Origin of the sequence: Amycolatopsis circi, assembly GCF_003385235.1 — a bacterium.
Lineage (GTDB): Bacteria > Actinomycetota > Actinomycetes > Mycobacteriales > Pseudonocardiaceae > Amycolatopsis > Amycolatopsis circi.
In genome coordinates, this window is sequence record NZ_PQIA01000027.1 from 47,564 (window position 1) to 71,371 (window position 23,808).

Sequence of the window (23,808 nt, forward strand, 5' to 3'; positions counted from 1 at the left end):
CCATCTATCGTATTCTTGACGACCGTAGGACACACGACATATCCTGGGTCGCGTGCGGATTTCAGTAGTCGGCGGCGGGCCAGCGGGCCTCTATTTCGCCGTGCTCGCGAAACAACTCGGCCCGGACCACGAGATCACGGTCTGGGAGCGCAACGCGCCGGATGACACGTTCGGCTTCGGCGTCGTCTTCTCCGACGAGACGCTCGGCGGCATCGAGCACGCCGATTCGGCCGTGCACGAGGCGATGAGCCGGGAGTTCGCGCGCTGGGACGACATTGACGTGCACTACCGCGACACCGTCTCGACCTCCGGCGGGCACGGATTCGCCGCGATGAGCCGGAAACGGCTGCTCGCGATCCTGCAGCAGCGGTGCTGCGAAATGGGTATTGATGTCCGTTTCCGCAGTGTCGCGCCGGATCCGGCTGAGCTGGCCGCTTCTTCCGACCTCGTGGTCGCGGCGGACGGCGTGAACTCCGCGGTGCGCACGGCGTTCGCCGATTCGTTCCGGCCGAGCGTCGAGACCCGGCAGTGCCGCTACATCTGGCTCGGCACCGACCTCGTCTTCGACGCGTTCAAGTTCTACGTGCTCGAAACGCCGCACGGCATCATGCAGGTCCACGGCTATCCGTACGGCCGCGACGGCAGCACATTCATCCTGGAGATGCACGAAGACGTGTGGCAGCGGGCATTCGGCCCGATCGCCGCCACCGGACTCGGCCCGGGCGAAAGCGACGAGAAGTCGATCGAGCTGATCCGCGAACTGTGCGGCGACATTTTCGACGGACATCAGTTGCTGGCCAACAACTCCAAGTGGGCCACCTTCGGCACCGTCCGCTGCGACAGCTGGGTCCACGACAATGTCGTACTGCTCGGCGACGCCGCGCACACTGCGCATTTCTCGATCGGTTCCGGCACGAAGCTCGCCATGGAGGACGCGCTCGCGCTCGCCGCTTGCCTGCACGAACAGCCGAGTGTCCCGGAAGCCCTTGCCGCGTATGAAGAAGAGCGCCGTCCAGTCGTCGCGTCGACGCAGCGTGCGGCGCAGGCGAGCTTGGAGTGGTTCGAGAATCTGGCGCAGTACACGCACCAGGAACCGGAGCAGTTCGCGTTCAACCTGCTTACCCGCAGCCGTCGCGTCACCTACGACAACTTGAAGCTGCGGGACAAGGAATTCGCCGCGTCGCTGGATCAGTGGTTCGCCGATTCGCTCGGCACTTCCGTGGCGCCGCCGATGTTCCAGCCCGTGCGGATCGGTTCGCTGGAATTGCCGAACCGGATCATCGTGTCGCCGATGGACATGTACTCCGCGGTCGACGGCGTGCCCGGCGAATTCCACCTGGTGCACCTGGGAAGCAAGGCGCTCGGCGGAGCCGGGATGGTGATGACCGAGATGATCTGCGTGTCCGCCGAAGGCCGGATCACGCCGGGTTGCCCCGGGCTTTACAACTCCGAGCAGGAAGCCGCGTGGAAGCGGATTGTCGAATTCGTGCACCACGAAACCCCGGCGAAGATCGGGTTGCAGCTGGGACATTCCGGCCGCAAGGGCTCCACGAAACTGATGTGGGAAGGCATTGACGACCCGCTGCCGGAAGGCAACTGGGAGGTCTGCGCACCGTCCGCGCTGCCGTACTCGCCGAACAACCAGACGCCGCGTGAGCTGAGTGTCGCCGAGCTGGGCGAGATCCGGGATCAGTTCGTGGCCGCCGCGGAAGCCGCCGCGCGCGCCGGGTTCGATCTGCTCGAACTGCACTGCGCGCACGGCTATCTGCTGTCGTCCTTCCTCTCCCCGCTGACCAATCAGCGCACCGATTCCTACGGTGGCTCCCCGGAAAACCGGCTGCGCTTCCCGCTGGAGGTCTTCGACGCGGTCCGCGCCGCGTGGCCCGCCGACCGTCCGCTGACGGTCCGGATCTCTGCCACCGACTGGTTCGAGGGCGGCAACGAATCCGACGAAGCCGTGGCCATCGCGCAGGCGTTCGCCGAACACGGCGCGGCCGCGATCGACGTGTCGACCGGCCAGGTGGTCAGCGAGGAAAAGCCGAAGTTCGGCCGCAGCTACCAAACGCCGTACGCCGACCGGATCCGCAACGAGGTCGGCCGCCGATACGGCACCGCGGTGATCGCCGTCGGCGCGATTTCCTCTTACGACGACGTGAACTCGCTCATCCTGGCAGGTCGAGCCGATCTGTGCGCACTCGGGCGCACCCACCTTTTCAATCCACAATGGACTCTGCACGCCGCCGCCGCGCAGGAGTATCCGGTGGCGTGGCCGAAACAGTGGGCAGCGGGCAAACGCCCACCGCAGACCGGCCGCTCCGACGGTCCAGAACCGCGACTCGACCTGGTACGCACCGGCGGCCACCAAACCGCCCACGCCCGCTGGCGACCGGAGGACGCCCGATGAACGCTTTCGCTTTCACTCCGGAACAGACCGCCTACGCCGCTTCCGTCCGGAAGATCGCCGCCGAACAGCTAGTCGAACTGGCCGCCGCCGGTGCCGAAGGCGCGGTAAACCGCCCGCTGCTCAAGGCAATGGGCTCACACGGCTTACTCGCGCGGCTCTTCCCCGGTGTCGAAAGTGGACAGCCGACTCGGCAAGCCGCCGCGACCGATCTGTGCCTGCTGCGCGAAGCCCTCGCCACGCAAAGCACCGAAGCCGAGACCGCCTTGGCGTTGCAGGGCCTAGGCAGCTACCCAGTACTCCAGTCCGGTTTGGACGAACAGGTTCAGCGCTGGCTCCCCGCCGTCGCCGCTGGTGACGCCGTCGCCGCTTTCGCGTTGACCGAACCGGACGCCGGATCCGACGCCGCCGCCCTGCAACTAGCCGCCGAGCCCGATGGTGACGGCTGGCGGCTCACCGGCACGAAAATGTGGATCTCGAACGCCCCGGAAGCCGACTTCTACACGGTCTTCGCCCGCACTACTCCCGACGCCGGCGCACGCGGCGTCAGCGCCTTCGTCGTCCCCGGCGACCGCGCCGGACTCAGCGGCGAACACCTGGATTTGGTAAGCCCGCACCCGATTGGCACCGTGGTGTTCGACGGCGTCCGAGTCAATCGCGACGAACTGCTCGGCGAGGAAAACCGTGGTTTCGCCGTAGCCATGCGAACTTTGGATCTGTTCCGCCCGAGCGTCGGCGCCTTCGCCGTCGGCATGGCGCAAGCAGCCCTCGACGCGACCGTCGAGTACACGGCTTCGCGCGAGGCCTTCGGTGGCCCGTTGGTGAAGCAGCAGACGGTGGCCCACACGCTGGCCGAGATGGCGACGCGAACGGAAGCTGGCCGCCTGCTGGTGTACGCCGCCGCAGCGGCTTACGACGCGGGCGAGCAGAACCTGGCCGGTCGCGCGGCAATGGCGAAGTTGTTCGCGACCGAGACCGCACAATACGTCGTGGATCAAGCGGTGCAATTGCATGGTGCCCGAGCACTGCAGCGCGGGCACCTTCTGGAGCATCTGTATCGAGAAGTCCGCGCACCGCGCATTTACGAAGGCGCGTCGGAGATCCAGCGGACGATCATCGCGCGTTCCCTGCAGCGGCGCGGATGAGCCGCCATTCGGTGTACCCCTCGCACCGAATGCATCCGCGCCGCCTGTTGGTGTTCTAACAAGCAGGCGGCGCGGAAGCCAAACTATTCAGCCAGGGCTAAACACTGACGCGGCGCTTCGGTTTCCGGTCGAGCCACAGCTGCGCCGCGATCAGCGCGACCGTCCAGCTCACCCACGCCCCGAGCGCCGCGATCGACTGCCCGAACGCGATCTCGCTGCCGCCGAACGTGGTGGCGATTTGCGGTTCCAGGAAGATCGCCGCGATCGGGCCGATGAGCCGGTTGAGAATGATCGACATCGTCAGCGCGAAACTGCGGACCATCCAGCGCCGATGATCGCCGAATCGACGGTCGCGAGCTGCGCGATAGCCCGCCCATGTCGTACCGAGCCAGAGCACCGCGAGCAGCACGTCACTAGCCCGCGTCACCGGCCCGAACGGAGTCGCCGCGCCGATCGTCAACGCCAGCAGGCCGGACGGCAGCACTCCCGCGAACACGTACGCGCGGCCGGAGTAGCGATGCAGCACCGGGTACTTCCGCCGGATCCACGGCCAGATCTGCAGCAACGCGGTCACCATCGCGATCGACCCGAACACCACGTGCCCCACCAGGAACAGGTAGTGCGCGGGGAACGTCGACGGGACCCGTGACTGCGCCGGATCGAACGCCAGATACGGCGGCAGCGAATAAGCCAGGAACGCGACTACGACCAATCCCAGCGGCCCGACCCACGGCCGCCGCCACCAGTGCTTTCTCGGCTCGACCCGCACCGTTCGCTCCCCTGCGGGCGTGGCCCGCGGTGGTCGAAGATCCGTCCCCGCCGTCATGTCGGCCTCTCTCCGTCGTCGTCTCGGCTGGCACTTCCGAACGTAGGACGGACGCTTCCGGCGAACCATGGTGCCGACTGGCGTCACCTCAGTAGGGACAGCCTTACCCTCGCCCAGGTGACCCCCCGAACTGTCCGTGAAGGGAACCTTCACGGACTCTGAGTCCCTCAGGGTTCCCCTCACGGACCTGGACCATTGCCGCAGAGGTCCAGACCAGGCATACTCTTCCTACTTTGTTGCCCGCCACAACAAAGCACTCCCTCGTTCAAGGTTCCTCCCCGAAACCGAGGTGACCAAGCATGCCCAGATTCCTCAGACGCGTCCCCACCGCCCTCGCCGCGGCGGCGCTCTTAGCGCTCGGCCTTCAGACCGCCCCAGCGGTGCTCGCCCCTCCCACCGCATCCGCCGCCGAGAGCTTTACCGACGATTTCAACGGCCCGGCCGGAGCCGCCGCCGACGGGTCGAAATGGACCTACGAAACCGGCGACAACAACGGCAACAACCACGAACGCCAGTGGTACACCGCCGGAGCCGCCAACGGCGCCCTCGACGGCCAAGGCCACCTGGTCATCACCGCCAAACGCGAAAACTCCGGCCACACCTGCTGGTACGGCACCTGCCAGTACACCTCCGCCCGGCTCAACACCGCCGGCAAATTCAGCCAGGCCTACGGCCACGTCGAGACCCGGATGAAGATCCCGCGCGGCCAGGGCATGTGGCCCGCGTTCTGGATGCTCGGCGGCGGAAACTGGCCAAACGACGGCGAAATCGACGTCATGGAGAACATCGGCAAGGAGCCGAACACCGTGCACGGCACCATCCACGGCCCCGGCTACTCCGGCGCGGGCGGAATCGGCGCGGCGTACAACGGCCCCGTCTTCGCCGACGATTTCCACACCTACGCGGTCGATTGGTCGCCGAACAAGATCGTCTGGTCGGTCGACGGCAACGCGTACCAGACCCGCACCCCGGCCGATCTGAACGGCAACCGCTGGGTCTTCGACCATCCCTTTTACCTGATCCTGAACCTCGCGGTCGGCGGCGACTGGCCCGGCGATCCGGACGGCAACACGCAATTCCCGCAGCAGCTGGTCGTCGACTACGTGCACGTGAACACCAGCAACGACGGCGGGTCCAGCGGCCGGATCATCGGCATCGGCGGCAAATGCGTCGATGTGCCCTGGGCCAATCCGGCGAACTTCACCCAGCTGCAGATCACCGACTGCAACGGAAACGCCGCGCAGAACTGGACCATCGGCGGCGACGGGACCATTCGCGCGCTCGGCAAGTGCATGGACGTCAAGTACTCCGGCACCGACGACGGCACCCCGGTCCAGATGTACGACTGCAACAACAGCAACGCGCAGCAGTGGGTCGTGACCGCGGCGCACGACATCGTCAACCCGCACGCGAACAAATGCCTCGACGCGGCGGGGGTCAGTTCGGCCAACGGGACGAAACTGCAGCTGTGGAGGTGCACCGGCAACGTCAACCAGAAATGGTCGGTGAACCAGTAGCCGTCCACTGTGGACGAATAGAGACGGCGGGCCGTGACCTCCCCCCGGTGGCCACGGTCCGCCGCGGAAACCGCGCGGGCCGGGCGGGACCGAAGTCAACCGCCCGGCCAGGAGCCGTCCTCCGCGCGTCGGCTGGGGGTCCCGGCGCCCGGGGCGGCGCTCTCACGCGGCCCACTGCCGAAGGTAGCCAGGCCTCGGGCGCCGTGGAGACCTCCGGGTGACAGGATGGGCCGAACGGCCATTCTCGCTGCCTTCCCGGGCAAACCGGCCGGTTTCGGCCGGACCGCTCAGCGAGTGCCGGACAACTCCGCGTAGGCCTCGACCAGCTGCGCTTCCGCGTCGTCGAGGTAGACCGCGAGCATCTCCGCCGTACGGATCCCGTCGCCGGTCACGAGCACGTCCAGGATTTCGTGGTTCCGCGGCAGATACCGCTCGTGAAAGCGGCGCGGATCGGCCATCACGTGGAACACCAGCCGCAGCTCCGCGGCGAGCGCCTGCATCAGTTCGACGATGCGCTCGCTGCCGGTGAGCGCCGCCAGTTCCGCATGAAAGCGGATGTTCGCAGTACCCAAGTCTTGCCACTGCGCCTGCTTCGCCGCGCGATCGCCGTCCGCGACAGTGCTGGCGATCTTCGCGTACGCCGCCGGCTTCTCGGTCACCTCGCGGACCGCAGCGCATTCGATGATCTTGCGGACTCGGTAGATGTCGCGCACGTCTTCGACGCTCGGCACCCGCACGAACACCCCGCGGTTCAGCTCGTGCACCAGCAGCCGTTCGTGGGTCAGCAACCGGAAGGCCTCACGGAGCGTATTGCGCGAGACCCCGAGCGCGCTGCCGATGTCCTGCTCCGAAAGCCGTACCCCAGGCAGGAAGTACCCCTCGGAAACACGCGTGCGCAGCACGCCGGCGACCCGCTCCGCGGTGCTCGTCCGGCCGAGCAGGCCGCGATCCGCTTCCAGGCCCATGGGCTCTCCGTCGGTGACCACGTCGCCCAGCGTAGCCAGCGGACGGTCAACAATAAAATGGGGGACTTGTGGAATTGTTGAACGATCCGTACGGTAGCGGCCATGTGACTCGTGCCACCATGAGTTCGTCCCCCTGTGAGGTGCCCTATGAACGTCAACGTCGCCGACGGCACCGCGAACGCGGCCCGCCCGTTCGGCTGGTATCGCTCGCTCGGCCACAAGGGCCGCCGCGCCTTCCTCGGCGCGTTCGGCGGCTACGGCCTCGATTCGTTCGACTACCAGACCCTCCCCTTCGGCCTGGCCGCGATCACCGCCTACTTCGGCATCACGTCCGGCGAGGCGGGCCTGCTCAGCACCGTCACGCTGGTCGTGTCCGCGATCGGCGGTGTCGGAGCCGGCGTGCTCGCCGACCGCATCGGCCGTGTCCGCACGCTGCAGCTGACCATCGCGATGTACACGATCTTCACCGTGCTCTGCGGATTCGCGCCCAACTTCGAAACGCTGCTGATCTTCCGCGGCCTGCAGGGACTCGGGTTCGGCGGCGAGTGGGCCGTTGGCGCCGCGCTGGTCGCCGAGTACTGCTCGGCCAAGTACCGCGGCCGCACGGTGGCGTTCGTGCAGAGCGCGTGGGCGGTCGGCTGGGGCCTGCTGGTGATCGTCTACACGGTGCTGTTCAGCGTGCTCGACCAAGCCATCGCGTGGCGCGTGCTGTTCTGGGTCGGCGTCATTCCGGCGCTGCTCGTGCTGTGGGTCCGACGCAGTGTCGAGGACGCACCGGAAGCGGCCGCGCGCCGGGTTTCGGCCAAAGTCAAAGGCTCGCTCGCGGGGATTTTCCGCCCGAATCTCTTGCGTACCACGGTGTTCGCCGCGCTCCTCGCGACCGGCGTCCAGGGTGGTTACTACACGCTCTTCACCTGGATGCCGAAGTATCTGCAGAGCAGTCGCGGCCTGTCCGTGGTCAACACCGGTGGCTACTTCGCGCTGCTGATCCCGGGCGCGTTCATCGGCTACATCTGCGGCGGCTACCTCACCGACCTGCTCGGCCGGAAGAAGACGTTCCTGCTGTTCTCCGTCATTTCCGCGCTGCTGATCGTGCTCTTCGTGCAGCTGCCCTACGGCGCGAACGGGCTGATGCTGCTGATCAGTTTCCCCCTCGGCTTCTCGACTTCGGCGATCTTCAGCGGCTTCGGCGCGTACCTCGCCGAGCTGTACCCGACCGAGCTGCGCGCCACCGGACAAGGCTTCACCTACAACTTCGGCCGCGCGGTCGGTGCCGCTTTCCCTGCGGTAGTGGGCTTTCTGGGCGCGGGCGGCGCGATCGTCCTCGGCGCGGTCGGCTACGCGATCGCCGCGGTAGCCCTGCTCGGACTGCCGGAAACGCGAGGCAAGGAACTGGTGGAGGTATGAGCGCGACGTCTCGTGAGTGGCAATCCCGGTTAGAACCGGCATCAGCACTCACGACCTCCCCAGGCCAGGCCCGCTCCCTCTTCCGCGCTGGCCTGGATGTCCCGACCACCGGCTGGTCCGCTGGCTACGCGCAGACCAACCTGATCGCCGTCCCCGCGGACTGGGCCGACGACGTCCGCGAGTTCTGCGCCCGCAACCCGCGGCCGTGCCCGGTCCTCGACGTCAGCGAACCCGGCGACCCGGCGACGCGGCTCGCGCCCGGCGCGGACCTGCGCACCGACCTGCCGCGCTACCGCGTCTGGCACAACGGCGCGCTGACCAGCGAAATCACCGACGCCACCGGGGTGTGGCGCAGTGACATGGTCGCGTTCTCCATCGGTTGCAGCTTCAGTTTCGAGACGTTGCTGCGCGCCGCGGGCATCCCGCTGCGGCACGTGGAGCAGGGCCGCAACGTCTCGATGTACGTGACGAACCGGCAGTGCGAACCTGCTGGACGGCTGAGCGGCCCGATGGTGGTGTCGATGCGGCAGATTCCGGAAACCCTGGTCGAGGACGCCGTGCGCATCACCGCCGCGATGCCCGCGGTGCACGGCGCTCCGGTGCACGTCGGCGACCCGGCCGAACTGGGCATCGCCGACCTCGCCCGGCCGGATTTCGGCGATCCGGTCGACGCTCAGCCCGGTGACGTGCCGGTGTTCTGGGCCTGCGGCGTCACCCCGCAGGCGGCGCTGATGGCGTCCCGGCCGCCGTTCGCCATCACGCACGCTCCCGGATACATGTTCTTGACCGACCAACCCGACCGCGACTACCAGGTGGGATGACATGGACCTCAACAGCGACCTCGGCGAAGGCTTCGGCGCCTGGACCATGGGCGACGACGAAGCCATGCTCGACATCGTGACCAGCGCGAACATCGCGTGCGGCTTCCACGCGGGCGACGCGCGCGTGATGCGCCGGGTGTGCGAACGCGCGGCGGAACGCGGCGTCACCATCGGCGCGCACGTCGGCTACCGCGACCTGGCCGGCTTCGGCCGTCGCGCGCTCGACATCGCGCCGGAAGACCTCGCGGACGAAGTGCTGTACCAAATCGGCGCTCTCGACGCCTTCGCGCGCGCGGCGCACAGCTGCGTGCGTTACGTGAAGGCGCACGGCGCGCTGTACAACACCGCAGCTGTCGATCCGGAGCAGGCAGCTGCGCTTGTCGAAGGCGTACGGCGTTATCACACCGATCTGGCACTGCTGTGTCCTCCGGACTCCGAAATGCTGCGCGCGGCTCAAGCGGCAGGCGTGCCTGCGTACGCAGAAGCGTTCGCCGACCGCGCGTACACGCCCGAAGGACGGCTGGTGTCGCGCAAGCTGCCAGGCGCGGTGCTGCATGACGCCGACGAAGTCGCCGCGCGCGCGCTCACCATGGCGACCACCGGCGAGGTCGTCGACGCCGACGGCGGCAAGCTCACATTGCCGGCAGATTCCCTTTGCGTGCACGGAGATACGCCCGGTGCGGTCGAGCTGGCCCGGCGGATTCGCGAGCTGCTCACCGAATCCGGCGTTGTGCTGAGGTCGTTCGTGTGAGCGGTATGAGCACTGTTTTGCGCTACGGCCGTTCCGCGTTGCTGGTGGAGGTCGATGACGTGCTCGGGTTCCAAGCGGCCTGCGAAGCCGCCCAGCCCGAGGGCGTTGTCGAACTCGTCCCCGCCGCACGCACCCTGCTGGTCCGTTTCGACCCGGCCCGCACCGATTCCGCCGCCTTGACTCGTTCGCTGGCCGCACTGTCCACAGTGGACGTCTCTGCGCGCTCGGTCTCCACTGTCACCCTGCCGGTTCGCTACGACGGCGCTGACCTGGCGGACGTCGCCGAGGCCACCGGACTGTCCGTTTCCGAAGTGGTGCAACGCCATTCGGCAGGCACCTATGTCGCGGCGTTCTGCGGTTTCGCGCCCGGTTTCGCCTACCTGACCGGCCTCGATCCGGCGTTGCACCTGCCGCGCCGCCGCACGCCGCGCACGCGCGTGCCCGCGGGTGCGGTGGCCATCGCAGGCGAGTACAGCGCGATCTACCCGCACCCGTCGCCCGGCGGCTGGCATCTGCTCGGCCACAGCGATGCGCAGGTGTGGAACGTCGACCGCGAACAGCCAAACCTGCTGGCCCCAGGCACCCTCGTGCGGTTCGAGGCGATCCGGTGACCGGCAAAATCGAGATCCTCGCGCCCGGTCCGTTCGCGACCGTGCAAGATCTGGGCCGCCCTGGGTACGCAGCAGTCGGCGTTGGCCGGTCCGGCGCAGCTGACCGAGGTTCGCTGAAGCTGGCGAACCGGCTCGTCGGCAACCCCGAAACGCATGCGGCGCTGGAGATCACCCTCGGCGGCCTTCGGCTGCGGGTTTCCGAACACACCACCGTCGCGGTCACCGGCGCGCAGGTGCCGATCCGCGCTGGTGGGCGGGCCGCCGCCGTGGGTGCGCCGATCGTGCTGCGACCCGGAGACGAACTCGAACTAGGCGTCGCTTCGCTCGGCCTGCGCAGCTACCTCGCGGTGCGCGGCGGCCTGGACGTGCCACCGGTGCTCGGCGCGCGAGCTACCGACACGCTGGGCAAACTCGGCCCGCCCGTCCTCGCGGCCGGAATGTCGCTGCCGATCGGTTCGGTGGTACAGGGCAACCCTTGTGTCGATCTCGCCCCGCTGACCCGTCTTGCGGAAGAACCCGTGCTGCGACTGGAACCCGGACCGCGGCTGGATTGGTTCACCGAGTCCGCACTGTCCACTTTGCTCACTGGTGCCTACACCGTGACGAACGACCTCGACCGCGTCGGCGTCCGCCTGGACGGCCCAGCACTGACCCGCGCCCGCGTCGGCGAACTGGCCCCGGAAGCCGCCGTCTCCGGCGCGCTGCAGGTGCCGCCGTCCGGGGTGCCGATCCTGTTCCTCGCCGACCACCCGGTCACCGGCGGCTACCCCGTCGCTGCCGTGGTGGACGAGGACGATTTGGACCTCGCCGCGCAACTCCGACCAGGGCAACGGGTCCGGTTCACATCCCCGACACCCGCAACGTCAGGTTAAGCCGCCCAGTCAGCCCAAGCTCCGGATCCGCAGTGCCCGGCAACGTTTTCGGCACTCCGTGGAATGCCAACCGCGCCAGGCCGCCGAATACGAACAGGTCGCCCGAGCGCAGTTCGACGTCGGTGTACGGCCGGTTTCGGTGCTCGGTGTTGCCGAAGCGGAACACGCACGTGTCGCCGAGGCTGAGCGAGACCACCGGCTCCGTCGAACGCTCGTCTTTGTCCTGGTGCATGCCCATTTTCGCGGTGTCGTCGTAGTAGTTCACGAGCGCGACGTCGGGCTGGTAATCGTCGGCTGGCCGGTCGTAGGCGTCGGCGAGCGCGCGGCGGCCGAGGTCGGCCAGCCAGTCCGGGAACGGCTCCACCTGCGACCCGTCCTCGCGCAGCCGGTCGTAGCGGTACGGCAGCCACTGCCAGCCGAGACAGACCGTGCGCACCGACATCACCCCGCCGCTCGGCAGCCGGGTCGAACGGTAACCGCGCCAGCCGCGACAGGCCGTGACGAGGTCGCGTTGTTCTTGCTCGGTGAGCCAATCCGGGACGTGCACCGCTCCCGGTGAGATTTCTCTGCGCGGACGCGGCAGCAGCTCCATCACGCCGCCCCGGTGGCCGCAGGAGTCACCCTGACGGGCGCTCCTGCGGCGGGTTCCCCTCGCCACTTGCCGCCAAGCTTCGGACACTTCCACACCGTCACGGCTCCCGCCAGGCCTTCGTCAGCTACAACTCGGACTCGCCACCCAGGGTGTTCGCCAGTCACCATTCGTCACCCGAACTCAACGACAGTCACCCCGGCCCGGGCAGGCACCGGGTCACTCATCGCAGCGAGCGCCGCCGGAACTCCATCCAGCCCGATCCGCGTGCCGATCAACCCGTCCAGATCGATCCCGGACCGCTCCACCACCCCGAGCAGCTCGGGATATTCGTACGCCTGCAGCCCGTGAATCCCGACGATCTCCAGCTCACCGCCGACCACCCGATGCATCGGAATCGGCGGCACTCCCTGACTCGGCGGCATCAACCCGGCCTGCACGTGCCGCCCGCGCTTGCGCAAGCTGCCCACCGAAGCCGCACAGGTGACCGGAGAGCCGAGACAGTCCAGCGACACGTGCGTACCGCCTTCCGTGCGCTCGCGGACGTACGCGGCCAACGCTTCTGGCCCGTCGAACGCACTGGCGTCGACGCTCAGCACGGCGCCAGAACGCTCCGCCAACGCGCGCGCCTGCGGCGAGACGTCAACCGCGACCACCTTCGCGCCCGCAGCGGCCGCCAACAGGACCGCGGAGATGCCTACACCGCCACAGCCGTACACAGACACCCACTGCCCCGCGCGTACACCGCCCTGGCGCAACACTGCGCGGAAAGCCGTCCCGAAGCGGCAACCGAGCGCGGCAGCTTCCGCCGACGACATCGAATCCGGCAACGCGACCAGGTTCGTCTGGGCATGCTCGATCGCGACCAGTTCCGCGAACGAACCCCAGTGGGTCGCGCCGGGCTGGAACTCGTCGTCGCAGATCTGCTGGTCGCCCTTGGCGCATTGCGCGCAGACGCCGCACGCGCACACGAACGGGACCGTCACCCGGTCGCCCTTCGCCCAGCCCTTGACGCCCTTTCCCACCTCAACGATCCGCCCGGCCAGTTCGTGCCCGGCCACGTGCGGCAACCGGACCGCGTCGTCGTGCCCCTGCCAGGTGTGCCAGTCGCTGCGGCACACCCCGGTCGCCTCGACGGCGATGACGACCCCGCCGTCCGGGGTCACCGAATCCGGTACTTCCCGCACTTCCGGAAGCACGCCGAACTCTTCGATCACGACCGCACGCATGAGTCCGATCGTAGAAGCCGCCTCGGCTTCAGCTCACCGGGCTTGCGTGCCCCCGGATGCGCGGCCCCGCCACCGTAGAGGTCCGTGAGGGGAACCCTGAGGGACTCTGATTCCCTCAGGGTTCCCCTCACGGACAGCTGCGGGAGCGGGGGCGCGCAGGGCAGTCCGGGGCGAACGCGGCGGACGACGGCGCGTAGGCGTCGGGATACGCCGGCGCACTCGCCGTCCGCCGCGGCCGGGCGCACTCAGGAGAGCTGCTGGCCCGGCTGATGGAACTGGCCGCGCGGACGCGGCGGGCCGAGCAGCCTGCGCAGCGACCCGTCCGGGACGCCGAGGATCTGCTCGAGATTTCGCAGTGCCCGCAACGATTCCGGGCGTTCCGGGCGGCAGCGTCCGGATTGCCAATGGCTCAAGGTCGCGAGGCTGACCGTGGTTCCCCTTCCCCGCAGCCGATATCTGATGCGTTCGAGGCCGAGCCCGCGGGCCCGGATGGCCGCGCGCAGCGCTTCGGCGAACGGGCCGGTTTCGAGCAATTGCCCGAGATCCCGTCCTGTTGTACTCCCCCGGTCGATCGTCGGTGTTCGCTGACCGGTCATCGCACACGCTCCGAACCACGTCGCTGGGAAACCTCGCAGCGTAGGCCGGATAACGCATGATCGGAAGGGCTGTCACCCTTGTGCGGAGAGTGCCTGGGCAATCGCGGCGAACGGTTCCGCATAGCCGGAATTGACCGTGACACAGGAAATCCCCCACCGCTCTCGCCAGCGGAGAAGCATTTCCCCAGCGGCGTCGGGGTTTTCCGGCAGCACGGTGACAGCTTTCTCCGCGACCAGTTGCGGCACGTCGACACCGGTGTAGCGGGCGAGCTGCGGCGAAGGCTTGTCCCCGATCGCGGACAGGTTCACCGCCAATTCGACATCCCGGTCTCCCGCGAACGAGCGAAAAGTGTCCACAATGGAGTCAGCCTGCTCCTCGGTCGTGCGCGGCCCCCAGGAAAACGTCACGACGTCGGCAGTGCGCGCGGCGAGCGCGAGCATTTTGGGCCCGGAGCCCGCGAGCAATAGCCGAGGACGGTCGGGGCGCTGCGAAAGCACCTCGATGGTGTCCGCCAACCGGGCGACGCGTTCCCCCGGCGAAACGAACTCGCGCCCCAGCGTCGCGGCGTGCTTCCCGGCTCCGGGATGGCCGACGCCGAGCCCCAGCAGGAAGCGGCCGCCCGTCGCCTGATGCAGTGAATCGGCCTGCCACGCGAGGTTCCGCGCGGCACGGAACGGATCGGCGAGCACGAAGGTGCCGAGGGTGAGCTTGCTGGTGACCGCGGCGGCGGCCGGAACGAGCGTCAACGGATCGAGCCCGCCGACCGGGTCGGTCGCGAACATCGTGTCGAATCCGAGGTCTTCGATTCGCCGAGCCTGCGCGGTCCAGCCCGCCAGATCCGGCGCGTACCCGACGACGATCCCGAAGCGGAACGGCTTGGTAGTGGTCATGCCGCTTATCGTCGGCTTGGGGTCTTCGCGGCACATCCGTCCGGCGGCGACATTCGCGCGTACGCCCCGGAGCGCATCCCTCGTGCGTGGCTACGCCGGTTCTAACCGGCATCAGCACTCACGAGCGGTCAGCGCAAGGTCACCGACAACGCCTGCGCGATCTCCTTGCCGATGGCGTGCGTGGCGGCGTCCGGCGGCTGCCCGACCTTCACCACCATCGGCCCGCCGAACGGCTGCCGCTCGACCACCTCGATGCGCTCGCCGAGGCCGATCGCGTGCTCGGTGAGGTAGCGCAGCAGGTCCGGATCGGTGTCCCACACGCGCACGATCTCGCCGACCGCGCCGGGAGGCAGGTCGTCGAGGATGCGCATCGGAAGCTCCTCGACGCTGCCGTCCGGAGCCGGGATCGGATCGCCGTGCGGATCGCGAACGGGGTTGCCGAGCTTGGCCGCGATGCGCTCGACAAGCCGATCGGAGACGGCGTGTTCGAGGGCGTCGGCCTCGGCGTGGACTTCGTCCCAGGTGTAGCCGAGTTCGGAGACGAGGTATGTCTCGATCAGCCGGTGCCTGCGCAGCACCGACCGGGCGAGCTGACGCCCCTCGGTGGTCAGCTCGATGCCGCGGTAGGGCACGTGCGCGACCAGGCCGAGCTGCGAAAGCTTCGTGACCATGCCCGACGCCGACGACGGGCTCACCTCAAGCCGCCCGGCCAGCGACGCGTTGGTGACCGCCTCGCCCCGTTCGACCAGCCCGTAGATCACCCGCACGTAGTCCTCGACCGACGACGACCTCCGGACGGAACCATCTCCCATGCCGCATACGATACGGGGCCCGGCCTGCCGCGGTCGGCCGGTCAGGGCCGTCCACGGGTGTCCGGCACGGTCGCCCGGCCGGAAGCGCCGGGCTGGCCCCGCCGTTGCGGAGTCACGGCCGCCAGCGGTAACGGACCCAGCCCGGCACCGGCTCCGCGCCGAGCTGCGCGTAGAACGACTCCGCCTTGGCGTTGCCCGCCTGCATGTCCCACTCGACGCGCCCCGTCGTCCGGGCGCGCAGTGCGTCGAGCAGCTCTCCGCCGAGCCCGTGCCTGCGGTGCTCCGGGCGGATGAACAGGTCGTCGAGCCAGATCCCGGGGCGGCCCTCCCAGGTGGAGAAATTCCAGCTGCAGAACGCGAACCCGGCGACGACGTCCGGCCGTCCCGGCGGCGTGCAGATCAGCACCCACGCCTTCGGTTCCGGACCGAACAGGTGGCCGCTCATCTCGGCGCGGTCGAGTTTGAGGTCGTGCTTGTCCTCGTAGACCGCGTGTTCCTCGATGAGGCTGCAGATCTCCTCGACGTCCTCGAAGACGGCGTCGCGAACGGGCATCGGGCACCCCTTTTTTGTCGGTGGTGGCGGTTACGGTGCGGGTATCAGAGCAGGGCAGGGGAAGTCCGGCGCGGCGGAGCCGGTGTGGAGCTGCGTTAAGCGGAAGGAGTTGGTGACGGTCGGTCGGTGAATCGACAACTGAATAAGCGGACGAGTCGGCAAGCGGGCCGACCGGCGCGGCTGGTGAGCCTTCGGGAGGCGCGGCGCGTGCAAGCACGTCGGTGCGCCATGGCGAGCGTGCAGGCCAATCGGCGAACGGCGAGGAGCGCGGAAGCCACCCGCCGCACGATGGCGAGGGTGCAAGCCGACCGCCGGACAGCTAGGAGCACCCGTTCCAATCAGCGAGCGGTCGCGAGCGTGCAAGCAAGCCGCTGAGCGGTGGAGAGCGCGCAAGGCAACTGCCGGGCGGGTGGGAGCAACCCAGCGAATCCTCGAGCAGCGAGCCACACTCGAGCGAATCCTCGAGCAGCGAGCCACACTCGAGCGAATCGGCGAGCAGCGAGCGATACTCGAGCGAATCGGCGAACGGCGGAGAGCGGGCAAGCCCCTCGCCAAGCGCGCGGGAGCGTCGAAGCGAACCGCCGAACGGATGCGAGCGGGCAAGCCCGCAGACGAGCAGCGAGTGGCGCTCAAGCCAACCGGCGAGCGACGGCAAGCGCTCAAGCCAACCGGAGCACGGTCGCGAGCACGCGAGCCAGCCGGAGCGCGCAAGCCAACCGGACCACGGTCGCGAGCACGCGAGCCAGCCGGAGCGCGCAAGCCACCCGGCGAGCAACCCACCCAGCGAGCCAAGCGGAACGACGGCATCCCCATCACGAGGCCTCGTAAAGCAACTCGCCGCCCACCGCCGTGCCGAGCACCCGGGCGTTCTCCACAGTGGACAGTGGGTCCGCGGACAGCACCACAAAATCCGCGAGCTTCCCGGGCTCCAGTGTGCCGAGGTAGCTCTCGGCGAAGGTGGCGTAGGCCGAACCGTAGGTGTAGGCGCGCAGGGCCTCCGCCGGGGTCAGCGCCTCCTCGACCGAGAACGGTTCGCCGGTGGACGTCCGGCGGTGGACCATGTCGGCGAGGCCCAGCAGCGGGGCGCCATCGACGACGGGACGGTCCGAGCTGGCGGGCAGCACGCATCCGGCGTCCAGGACGCTGCGCAGCCGATAGCACCACGGCACCCGCGATTCGCCGAGGGCTGCGCGCATGCCGTCGCCCAGTTCGTTCACGAACCGGCCCTGCGGGGAGGCGATCAGGCCCAGCGAGGCCAGGCGGGTCAGCTCCGCGGGCGGGAGTACGGCGCAGTGCTCGATGCGGTGCCGGTGGTCGGCGCGCGGGGTGGCGGCGAGGGCGGCTTCGTAGGCGTCGAGGACCACCGTGACGGCTCGGTCGCCGATGGCGTGGGTCGCGATTTGCCAGCCGGCGTCGTGGGCCTGGCGGATGGTGCGCGTCAGCTCGTCCTCGGGCACCTGGAAGTAGCCGCGGTTGTCCGGTTCGCCGTCGAACGGTTCGTGCATCGCGCAGGTGCGGCCGATCAGCGAGCCGTCGGCGAAGAGTTTCATCGGGCCGACCCGCAGCCACTCGTCGCCGAGGCCGGTGCGCAGGCCCAGGTCCAGGCCGAAGCCGGCACCGTCGGGCAGGTCGTGCAGGACGCTCGCGGCGACCATCACCGTGCTCCGCACTCGCAGGACGCCGCGTTCGCGCGCGAGCTGGTACGCGGCCAGCTCGGCCGGTGTCTCGCCGACCAGGCCGCCGCCGATTCCGGCTTCCTGGACGCTCGTGATGCCCTCGGACAGGTACTGCTGGCTCGCCCGGTCGAGCCCGCGGACCACCGATTCGAGCGGCGTCGGGTACGTCAGCGGACGCAGCAGCAACTGCGCCTGCTCGCGCAGCAGACCAGTCGGCAAGCCGTCGGCCGAGCGGACCACGTCGCCGCCGACGGGGACGTTCGCGAGGTCCAGCAGGTCCAGTACCACGGAGTTCACCAGCGTCATGTGGCCGGACGTGTGCTTGAGCCGCACCAGCTTGCCGGGTGCGGCGCGGTCGAGGCCGTGCCGGTCGGGGTGTTGGCCGCCGGCGAGTTTGTTCTGGTCGTAGCCGCTGCCGACGACCCAGCTCCCGGCGGGCAGTTCGGCCGCGCGCCGGGCCACCGCGGCGTACACCTCGTCGACGCTGCGGCAGTCGCTGAGCGGCACGTCGTCCAGACCCATGCCGAACCAGGCCATGTGGTTGTGCGCGTCGTGGAACCCGGGCGCGACGAAGCCTCCGCCGAGATCCACCCGCCGACGGGCGGACAGTTCGCGCGCGTCGTCGCCCAGCGCCACGATCCGGCCGTGCAGCACCGCCAGCGCGGTGTCGCCGGTGACCAGCCTGGCGTTCTCGTACACCGCGTCAACCTGCATGCCTTCGACACTATCGATCGATCGATCGAACGTCTAGGCTCCCCTCCATGAGCACCGTTGACCTGGCCGTCGAGGGCGGCATCGCGCAGATCCGGCTGAACCGGCCCGAGCGGCTCAACGCCGTCGCACCCGTGCTGGTGGACGACTTCCTGACCGCGCTGGAGGAAGTCGCGCACAGTGATGCCCGCGTCGTGCTGCTGTCGGGCAACGGCCGCGCCTTCTGCGCCGGGCACGACCTGAAGGAACCCACCCCCGAGGGTGATTCCCGGGCGAGGCTGGAGCGGCTCCAGGACGTCACGCGCCGGCTGCGTGCGCTGCGTCAGCCGGTGATCGCCGCCGTGCACGGGTACGCGATCGGCGCGGGCGCGGAGTTCGCGCTGGGCTGCGACCTGATCCTGGCCGCCGAGGACGCGGTGTTCGCGTTCCCCGAGGTCTCGCTGGGACTGAGCGTCACCGGTGCCGCGTCGAGGCTGCTCCCGCTGCTGGTCGGGCCGGTCAAGGCGAAGGAACTCCTGCTGCTCGGCGACCGGTTCGACGGCCGTCGCGCGCACGACATCGGCCTCGTCAACGCCGCCGTACCGGCCGACGAGCTGATGCCCCTCGCGCTCGGCTGGGCGGAGAAGATCGCGCATCACCCGCCGGAGGCCGCCGCGATGGCGAAGCGGGCGCTGGACGCCGGGATCGACCATGCCTTCGATTCGGCGCTGGAACTCGAGGTCACCCATGCCTTGATCACCGAGCACTCGGCCGCCGTCCGCGAGTCGACCGAAGCGTTCCGGAGCCGGGCGTGACGCCGTTGCAGAACGTCGACACCCTGGTCGCGCTGGTCACGCGCGCCGCGCAGCTCTGGCCCGAGCGCACCGCGTGGATCTTCGACAGCACCGGCACCCGGTTCACCTTCGCCGAGGTCGACGACCGCAGCGGACGCCTGGCTAAAGCACTCCAAGACCAAGGCGTCCAGGCGGGCGATCGCGTCGCCGTGATGCTCCGCAATGAGCCGGAATTCCCGCTCATGTGGCTCGCACTCGCCAAACTCGGCGCAGTTCTGGTCCCGGTGAACATCAACTACCGCGAATTCGACGGCGCGCACGTCCTGCGCCACTCCGGCGCGCGACTCGCGCTAGCCGCTGAAGAGTTCGTGGAACTGCTGGAGAAAATCGCCCCGGAAACGGCCGTGGAACGCGTCCTCACTCCGGATGCGCTGCAGTCGGAAACGCGCTGCGAACCGGAATCGGTCGTGGCCGAACAGCCGGTGAACATCCAGTACACGTCCGGCACCACCGGCGCGCCGAAGGGCTGTGTGCTGCCGCACCGGTACTGGACCACGCTCGCAATCGGCCTCGCCACCGGCTTCCCGGCCGTCGGCGAAGACGACGTTCTGCTTACCGCACAGCCATTCCACTACATTGATCCACAGTGGAACGTCGCGCTCGCGCTGGCCGCCGGAGCGACGCTCGTCGTGCTGGACCGCTTCCACCCCTCCACGTTCTGGGAGAAGGTCCGCGAACACGAGGTCACCTGGTTCTACTGCCTCGGCCTGATGCCGACGCTGCTGCTGCGCCAGCCGCCGCACCCGGACGACCGGAACCACCGCGTCCGCGCGATCAGCGCGTCGGCGATCCCGCCGGACCTGCACGCGCAGCTGGAGCAGCGCTGGGGTGTGCCGTGGTACGAGGCGTTCGGGATGACCGAGACCGGCGGCGACATCCGGGTCTCCGAGGCTGATCACGACGCCGCGGTGGGCACCGGCTGCATCGGGCGGCCGACCCGCGACCGCGAGGTGATGATCGCCGATGAGAACGGGAAACCGTTGCCACGCGGGGAAACCGGCGAGCTGCTGATCCGCGGCATCGGGCTGATGCACGGCTACCACGAGGATCCCGAAGCGACCGCGCGCGCCTTCGCGGGCGGCTGGTTCCACACCGGCGACCTGGCGCGGATGGACGCCGAGGGCCGCGTCTACTACCTCGGCCGCACCAAGGACATGATCCGCCGCAGCGGCGAGAACATCTCCGCCGACGAGGTCGAGCGCGCGCTGCTGCAACATCCGAAGGTGCAGCTCGCGGCCGTGCTCGCGGTGCCGGACGAGCTGCGCGGCGAGGAAGTGAAGGCGTACGTCGTGTGCGGTGAGAACCGGCCGGCACCTGAGGAGCTGGCCGAGTTCTGCGCGCAACAGCTGGCGTACTTCAAGGTGCCGAGGTTCTGGACGTTCGCGGACGACCTGCCGCGCACGCCGTCGGAACGCGTCGCGAAGGGCGAGCTGCGCAAGGCCGCCGACCTCCGCGCCGGCTCCTGGGACCGCAGCACCGGGGAGTGGCAGTGAGCAGCGGTGAGCGAGTGCGGGCGGCGGCCGTAAAACTGTTCGCCACCAAGGGTTTCCACGGCACAGGCATTCGGGATCTGGCCCAGGAGGCCGAACTTTCTTCGGCAACGCTCTATCACTACATGGGCACCAAGGAAGATCTTCTCGTCGAGATCATGACGACTTCGCTGCGCCGCCTGATCGACGCGGTCGCGAAGGCCACCGCGGGCAGCGACGACCCGGTGGTCCGGATGCGCACCCTGGTCGCGCTGCACGTCCTCGCGCACGCCGCGCAGCCCGGCGAAACCCGGGTGGTGGACAACGAAGTCGACGCGCTTTCGGCTCCGGCGCGTACCCGGGTCGTCGCGCTGCGGGACGAATACGAGCAGTACTGGGCGAACGCGATCGAAGACGGCGCCGCGGCAAACGTGTTCCACACCGCACAACCGGCCGTGACCCGGCTCGCATTGCTGGAAATGTGCAGCGGCGTGGCCCGGTGGTATTCGCCGAAAGGCCCGCTCAAGCTCGAAGACCTGGCCACGCACTACGCGGAACTGGCATTGCGGGTGCTCGGGCATCCGGTCGCGGTGCGTGCGCACGACCTCCGGCAATGCCTCGAGGTGGTCGCCCAGGTGTGGGACTTGCCTGCCCAAGAGGGCTTTTAGCGCCATACGCCTTGCTCAGACGGCGAACGTGGGGGACGCTCGAAGGGTGACTGAGCAAACGATCCAACTCGAACTGGACGACTCGGGACTCTCGCCTGGCCTGCCCGCACCCTCAAACCCGCGCGATCAGGTCCAGGACGTGCCGTATCGACCAGTCGAGTTTCGTGACGACGACCTGCCCAGCGCGCTCGAGCGCTGCGCAGTATGGCTGCGCCAAGCGCAGGAGTGGCTGGGAGAACCGCTCGACGTCCTCGCGATCCACCTAGACTACGACGAGCGACAGGGTTCGCCCTACTACGACGTGAAATTGCTGTGCAACGAGGAGGACCTAGCCGGGGTCCCGATCGCGATGCGCGACAAGAACAAGTCTTAGCACTCGTCATCTCCGCCGCGAAGGCCCTCTCGGACTCCGAGGGGGCCTTCGCCGCGTTCGGGATAGGGGCATGACAAACCTCGGCGCACCCGGGCAAGATCGGAGGCGGACGAGGGAGGGTATTGCCGGTGACCGAAATCGTGGTGCGCTGGTCCGAACCGCTGCCCGCGGAGGACCGGTATCTGAAGCTGCTGGACGACCTGGAGCGCGGCCGCTACGACGCGTACCGGCTCGAAATTGACCAGCGTCGCTTCCTGACCGGCCGGGTGCTCGCGAAGACGCTCGTCGCGGAACGCCTCGGCGGCGCGGCGGAGTCCGTGCGCTTCGACGCGACCTGCGACGACTGCGGCAAACCGCACGGCCGTCCGCGCGTACCGGGTTCGGACCTCGTGTTGTCGATCTCGCATTCGGGCAATCTGATCGGCCTCGCGGTCACTGACGGGGTGCCAGTCGGCCTCGACGTCGAGACCGCCAGCCGCAAGGCGGACGCCTCGCTCGTGGAGTACGCGCTGAGCCCGGCCGAGCGGGAAGCCGTCGCGGGTCTGTCGGACGAGGAGCGCTCGGCGGCGTTCTTCATCTACTGGACGCGCAAGGAAGCGGTGATGAAGGCCACCGGCAAGGGGCTGAAGATCCCGCTGCAGAGCATCACGTTCTCCCGCTACGACGCTCCCGCCGAGCTGGTGGCGTCCGGCGACGAGGCGCTCGACCCGGCGCGGACCCGGCTCGCGGACCTCAAGGCGGCCGACGGGCATCGGGCGGCGGTGGCGGCGTTGACCGCGGGCAGGCTGAGCGTTACCGAGGAGCGCTGGCTGCCGTAAGGGTCGTGAGTGGCAATCCCGGTTAGAACCGGCGTAAACACTCACGACGCGCTGTCGTCCAGCCCCATCGCGCCGAGCAGCGTGCGGAACTTCGCGATCGTTTCCCGGTACTCGGTGTCCGGATCCGACGCGGGCACGATGCCGCCGCCCGCGTAGAGCCGCATCGACTTCTCGGCCACCTCGGCGCACCGGATCGCGACGGCCCACTCGCCGTCGCCCGCCGCGTCGACCCAGCCGACCGCGCCCGCGTAGTAGCCGCGGTCGAACGGCTCCAGCTCCTGCACCAGGTCGCGCGCGGCGACGGTCGGGGTGCCGCAGACGGCGGGCGTCGGGTGCATCGCGGCGGCGAGGTCGAGAGCCGTCACCGAGCGGTCCGCCAGCTCGCCGGTGATGGACGTCCGGAGATGCCAGATCGCGGGCGTGGAGACCAGCTCGGGGCCAGCGGGGACGTCGAGCTTGCGGCAGAACGGCCGCAGCGACTCGACGACGTAGTCGATCACCAGGTCGTGCTCCTCGCGGTCCTTCGCGGACGCGAGGAGGGCTTCGCCGTTGGCCCGGTCGGTCTCCGGGTCGGCCGAACGCGGCATCGACCCGGCGTGCGGCGTTGTGAACACGGAGTCGCCAGTCCGGGAAAGCAGCAGCTCAGGGGTGGCCCCGACGAGAGTGCGGCCGCCAGGCAGTTCGGCGGCGTAGGTGAAATGGCGCGGGTTGCCGCGCGCGAGGTTGCGCACGATCCCCTCGACCGGGATCGGCGCGTCGAATTCCAGCTCCAGTGCGCGGGCCAGCACGGCTTTGCGCAGGTCACGGTCTCGCAGGGCGGCGACGGCCGCCCGCACGTTCTCGCGGTGGCCGTCGGCGGACGGGAGCCGCCGGGTGGCCATGGGAGCAGGCAGGTCGGCAGCAGGCGGAGCGGCCGGGGTCTCGGCGTCGGACTGGGCGCGGTGCACCGTCCGGGGCAGCACGAGGTGCCCCGGCAAGGAAGCACCGGGTCCGGTGTCGAACGGCAGCACACCAACGGCGAGCGGCACGCCGGAACGGTCCAGCTCAGCGGCTGCCGAGCGGGCCAGGCGGCGAGGGTCGGCGTCGGTGACGGTCTCGAGCGCGCCCCGGGCGAGCAGGGCTCGCCGGGCGGTCGCGAACAAGAAGTCGCCGCGCTGGTAGCGGACGGTGGTCTGCGCCGGGGTCGCCGGCGCGGTACTGGTCGTCACTCCACCAGCGTCTCAGGATCCGGGAGCGCCGCGGGGAAAGTGTCGCCGGTGCAACACCTTCGCGCA

General features: G+C 69.0%; 23 protein-coding genes. 13 read left to right on the forward strand and 10 right to left on the reverse strand.

What is annotated here, in order from left to right; genetic code table 11:
* Positions 1 to 52: 52 nt before the first annotated feature.
* Positions 53 to 2,404 carry a bifunctional salicylyl-CoA 5-hydroxylase/oxidoreductase gene (locus D0D37_RS14820; protein ID WP_116201106.1) on the forward strand — a complete coding sequence of 784 codons (2,352 nt, stop codon included), beginning with the start codon at positions 53 to 55 and terminating at the stop codon, positions 2,402 to 2,404.
* Entirely contained in the window at positions 2,401 to 3,546 is a 1,146-nt protein-coding gene (locus D0D37_RS14825) for an acyl-CoA dehydrogenase family protein (RefSeq protein WP_116201107.1), read from the forward strand. The genes D0D37_RS14820 and D0D37_RS14825 overlap by 4 nt, the downstream gene beginning before the upstream one ends.
* A 97-nt stretch (positions 3,547 to 3,643) precedes the next feature.
* On the opposite strand, the gene D0D37_RS14830 is transcribed toward D0D37_RS14825, so the two are convergent.
* Complete coding sequence (locus D0D37_RS14830; protein ID WP_244223517.1) at positions 3,644 to 4,315, reverse strand: DUF2306 domain-containing protein; 672 nt, start codon at positions 4,313 to 4,315, stop codon at positions 3,644 to 3,646.
* Positions 4,316 to 4,671: 356 nt separating this feature from the next.
* Between D0D37_RS14830 and D0D37_RS14835 the strand changes: the two genes are divergently transcribed.
* Positions 4,672 to 5,889 carry a glycoside hydrolase family 16 protein gene (locus D0D37_RS14835; protein WP_116201109.1) on the forward strand — a complete coding sequence of 406 codons (1,218 nt, stop codon included), beginning with the start codon at positions 4,672 to 4,674 and terminating at the stop codon, positions 5,887 to 5,889.
* A gap of 287 nt (positions 5,890 to 6,176) precedes the next feature.
* On the opposite strand, the gene D0D37_RS14840 is transcribed toward D0D37_RS14835, so the two are convergent.
* The gene (locus D0D37_RS14840) at positions 6,177 to 6,854 is read right to left on the reverse strand and encodes a GntR family transcriptional regulator (protein ID WP_116201110.1); all 678 of its coding nucleotides are present in this window, start codon (positions 6,852 to 6,854) and stop codon (positions 6,177 to 6,179) included.
* A gap of 147 nt (positions 6,855 to 7,001) precedes the next feature.
* On the opposite strand from D0D37_RS14840, the gene D0D37_RS14845 reads away from it, so the two are divergent.
* From D0D37_RS14845 to D0D37_RS14865, 5 genes are read left to right on the forward strand one after another with little or no spacing between them, the layout of a single operon-like run.
* Positions 7,002 to 8,261, forward strand: a complete 1,260-nt coding sequence (locus tag D0D37_RS14845; RefSeq protein ID WP_116201111.1) for an MFS transporter — start codon at positions 7,002 to 7,004, stop codon at positions 8,259 to 8,261.
* Positions 8,258 to 9,082 (forward strand): putative hydro-lyase, encoded by an 825-nt coding sequence (locus D0D37_RS14850; RefSeq protein WP_116201112.1) that lies wholly within the window; start codon positions 8,258 to 8,260, stop codon positions 9,080 to 9,082. The genes D0D37_RS14845 and D0D37_RS14850 overlap by 4 nt, the downstream gene beginning before the upstream one ends.
* Before the next feature lies 1 nt (position 9,083).
* Positions 9,084 to 9,833: a LamB/YcsF family protein gene (locus D0D37_RS14855; protein WP_116201113.1), complete on the forward strand. Its 750-nt coding sequence runs from the start codon at positions 9,084 to 9,086 to the stop codon at positions 9,831 to 9,833.
* 5 nt (positions 9,834 to 9,838) lie between these two features.
* The gene (locus D0D37_RS14860) at positions 9,839 to 10,444 is read left to right on the forward strand and encodes a 5-oxoprolinase subunit B family protein (RefSeq protein WP_116201114.1); all 606 of its coding nucleotides are present in this window, start codon (positions 9,839 to 9,841) and stop codon (positions 10,442 to 10,444) included.
* Entirely contained in the window at positions 10,441 to 11,316 is an 876-nt protein-coding gene (locus tag D0D37_RS14865) for a 5-oxoprolinase subunit C family protein (RefSeq protein ID WP_116201115.1), read from the forward strand. Before D0D37_RS14860 ends, D0D37_RS14865 begins: the two co-directional genes overlap by 4 nt.
* Here D0D37_RS14865 and D0D37_RS14870 read toward each other — a convergent pair.
* The 7 genes from D0D37_RS14870 to D0D37_RS14900 form a co-directional block, all read right to left on the reverse strand.
* Positions 11,285 to 11,911: an alpha-ketoglutarate-dependent dioxygenase AlkB family protein gene (locus D0D37_RS14870; protein WP_116201116.1), complete on the reverse strand. Its 627-nt coding sequence runs from the start codon at positions 11,909 to 11,911 to the stop codon at positions 11,285 to 11,287. The two genes, D0D37_RS14865 and D0D37_RS14870, sit on opposite strands and share 32 nt — an antisense overlap.
* A gap of 167 nt (positions 11,912 to 12,078) precedes the next feature.
* Positions 12,079 to 13,134 carry an alcohol dehydrogenase catalytic domain-containing protein gene (locus D0D37_RS14875; protein ID WP_116201117.1) on the reverse strand — a complete coding sequence of 352 codons (1,056 nt, stop codon included), beginning with the start codon at positions 13,132 to 13,134 and terminating at the stop codon, positions 12,079 to 12,081.
* Positions 13,135 to 13,379: 245 nt separating this feature from the next.
* Positions 13,380 to 13,730: a transcriptional regulator gene (locus D0D37_RS14880; protein ID WP_116201118.1), complete on the reverse strand. Its 351-nt coding sequence runs from the start codon at positions 13,728 to 13,730 to the stop codon at positions 13,380 to 13,382.
* Between the two features lie 72 nt (positions 13,731 to 13,802).
* Entirely contained in the window at positions 13,803 to 14,621 is an 819-nt protein-coding gene (locus D0D37_RS14885) for an LLM class flavin-dependent oxidoreductase (RefSeq protein WP_116201119.1), read from the reverse strand.
* A gap of 128 nt (positions 14,622 to 14,749) precedes the next feature.
* Entirely contained in the window at positions 14,750 to 15,433 is a 684-nt protein-coding gene (locus D0D37_RS14890; protein ID WP_116201120.1) for a metal-dependent transcriptional regulator, read from the reverse strand.
* Positions 15,434 to 15,545: 112 nt separating this feature from the next.
* Entirely contained in the window at positions 15,546 to 15,986 is a 441-nt protein-coding gene (locus D0D37_RS14895; RefSeq protein ID WP_116201121.1) for a GNAT family N-acetyltransferase, read from the reverse strand.
* Positions 15,987 to 16,798: 812 nt separating this feature from the next.
* Positions 16,799 to 18,376 carry an amidohydrolase gene (locus D0D37_RS14900; RefSeq protein WP_116201122.1) on the reverse strand — a complete coding sequence of 526 codons (1,578 nt, stop codon included), beginning with the start codon at positions 18,374 to 18,376 and terminating at the stop codon, positions 16,799 to 16,801.
* A gap of 47 nt (positions 18,377 to 18,423) precedes the next feature.
* Here D0D37_RS14900 and D0D37_RS14905 point away from each other — a divergent pair, with 47 nt between their 5' ends.
* The 5 genes from D0D37_RS14905 (at position 18,424) to D0D37_RS14925 (ending at position 22,534) form a co-directional block, all read left to right on the forward strand.
* Complete coding sequence (locus tag D0D37_RS14905; RefSeq protein ID WP_116201123.1) at positions 18,424 to 19,167, forward strand: enoyl-CoA hydratase/isomerase family protein; 744 nt, start codon at positions 18,424 to 18,426, stop codon at positions 19,165 to 19,167.
* Positions 19,164 to 20,699 carry an ATP-dependent acyl-CoA ligase gene (locus D0D37_RS14910; protein ID WP_116201124.1) on the forward strand — a complete coding sequence of 512 codons (1,536 nt, stop codon included), beginning with the start codon at positions 19,164 to 19,166 and terminating at the stop codon, positions 20,697 to 20,699. The genes D0D37_RS14905 and D0D37_RS14910 overlap by 4 nt, the downstream gene beginning before the upstream one ends.
* Positions 20,696 to 21,343, forward strand: a complete 648-nt coding sequence (locus tag D0D37_RS14915; RefSeq protein WP_116201125.1) for a TetR/AcrR family transcriptional regulator — start codon at positions 20,696 to 20,698, stop codon at positions 21,341 to 21,343. The genes D0D37_RS14910 and D0D37_RS14915 overlap by 4 nt, the downstream gene beginning before the upstream one ends.
* Before the next feature lie 46 nt (positions 21,344 to 21,389).
* Positions 21,390 to 21,716 carry a hypothetical protein gene (locus tag D0D37_RS14920; protein WP_037810987.1) on the forward strand — a complete coding sequence of 109 codons (327 nt, stop codon included), beginning with the start codon at positions 21,390 to 21,392 and terminating at the stop codon, positions 21,714 to 21,716.
* A 128-nt stretch (positions 21,717 to 21,844) separates the two neighbouring features.
* Positions 21,845 to 22,534, forward strand: coding sequence for a 4'-phosphopantetheinyl transferase family protein (locus D0D37_RS14925; protein ID WP_116201126.1), 690 nt, complete (start codon positions 21,845 to 21,847; stop codon positions 22,532 to 22,534).
* A 41-nt stretch (positions 22,535 to 22,575) separates the two neighbouring features.
* On the opposite strand, the gene D0D37_RS14930 is transcribed toward D0D37_RS14925, so the two are convergent.
* Positions 22,576 to 23,742, reverse strand: coding sequence for an isochorismate synthase (locus tag D0D37_RS14930; protein ID WP_116201127.1), 1,167 nt, complete (start codon positions 23,740 to 23,742; stop codon positions 22,576 to 22,578).
* Positions 23,743 to 23,808 lie beyond the last annotated feature (66 nt).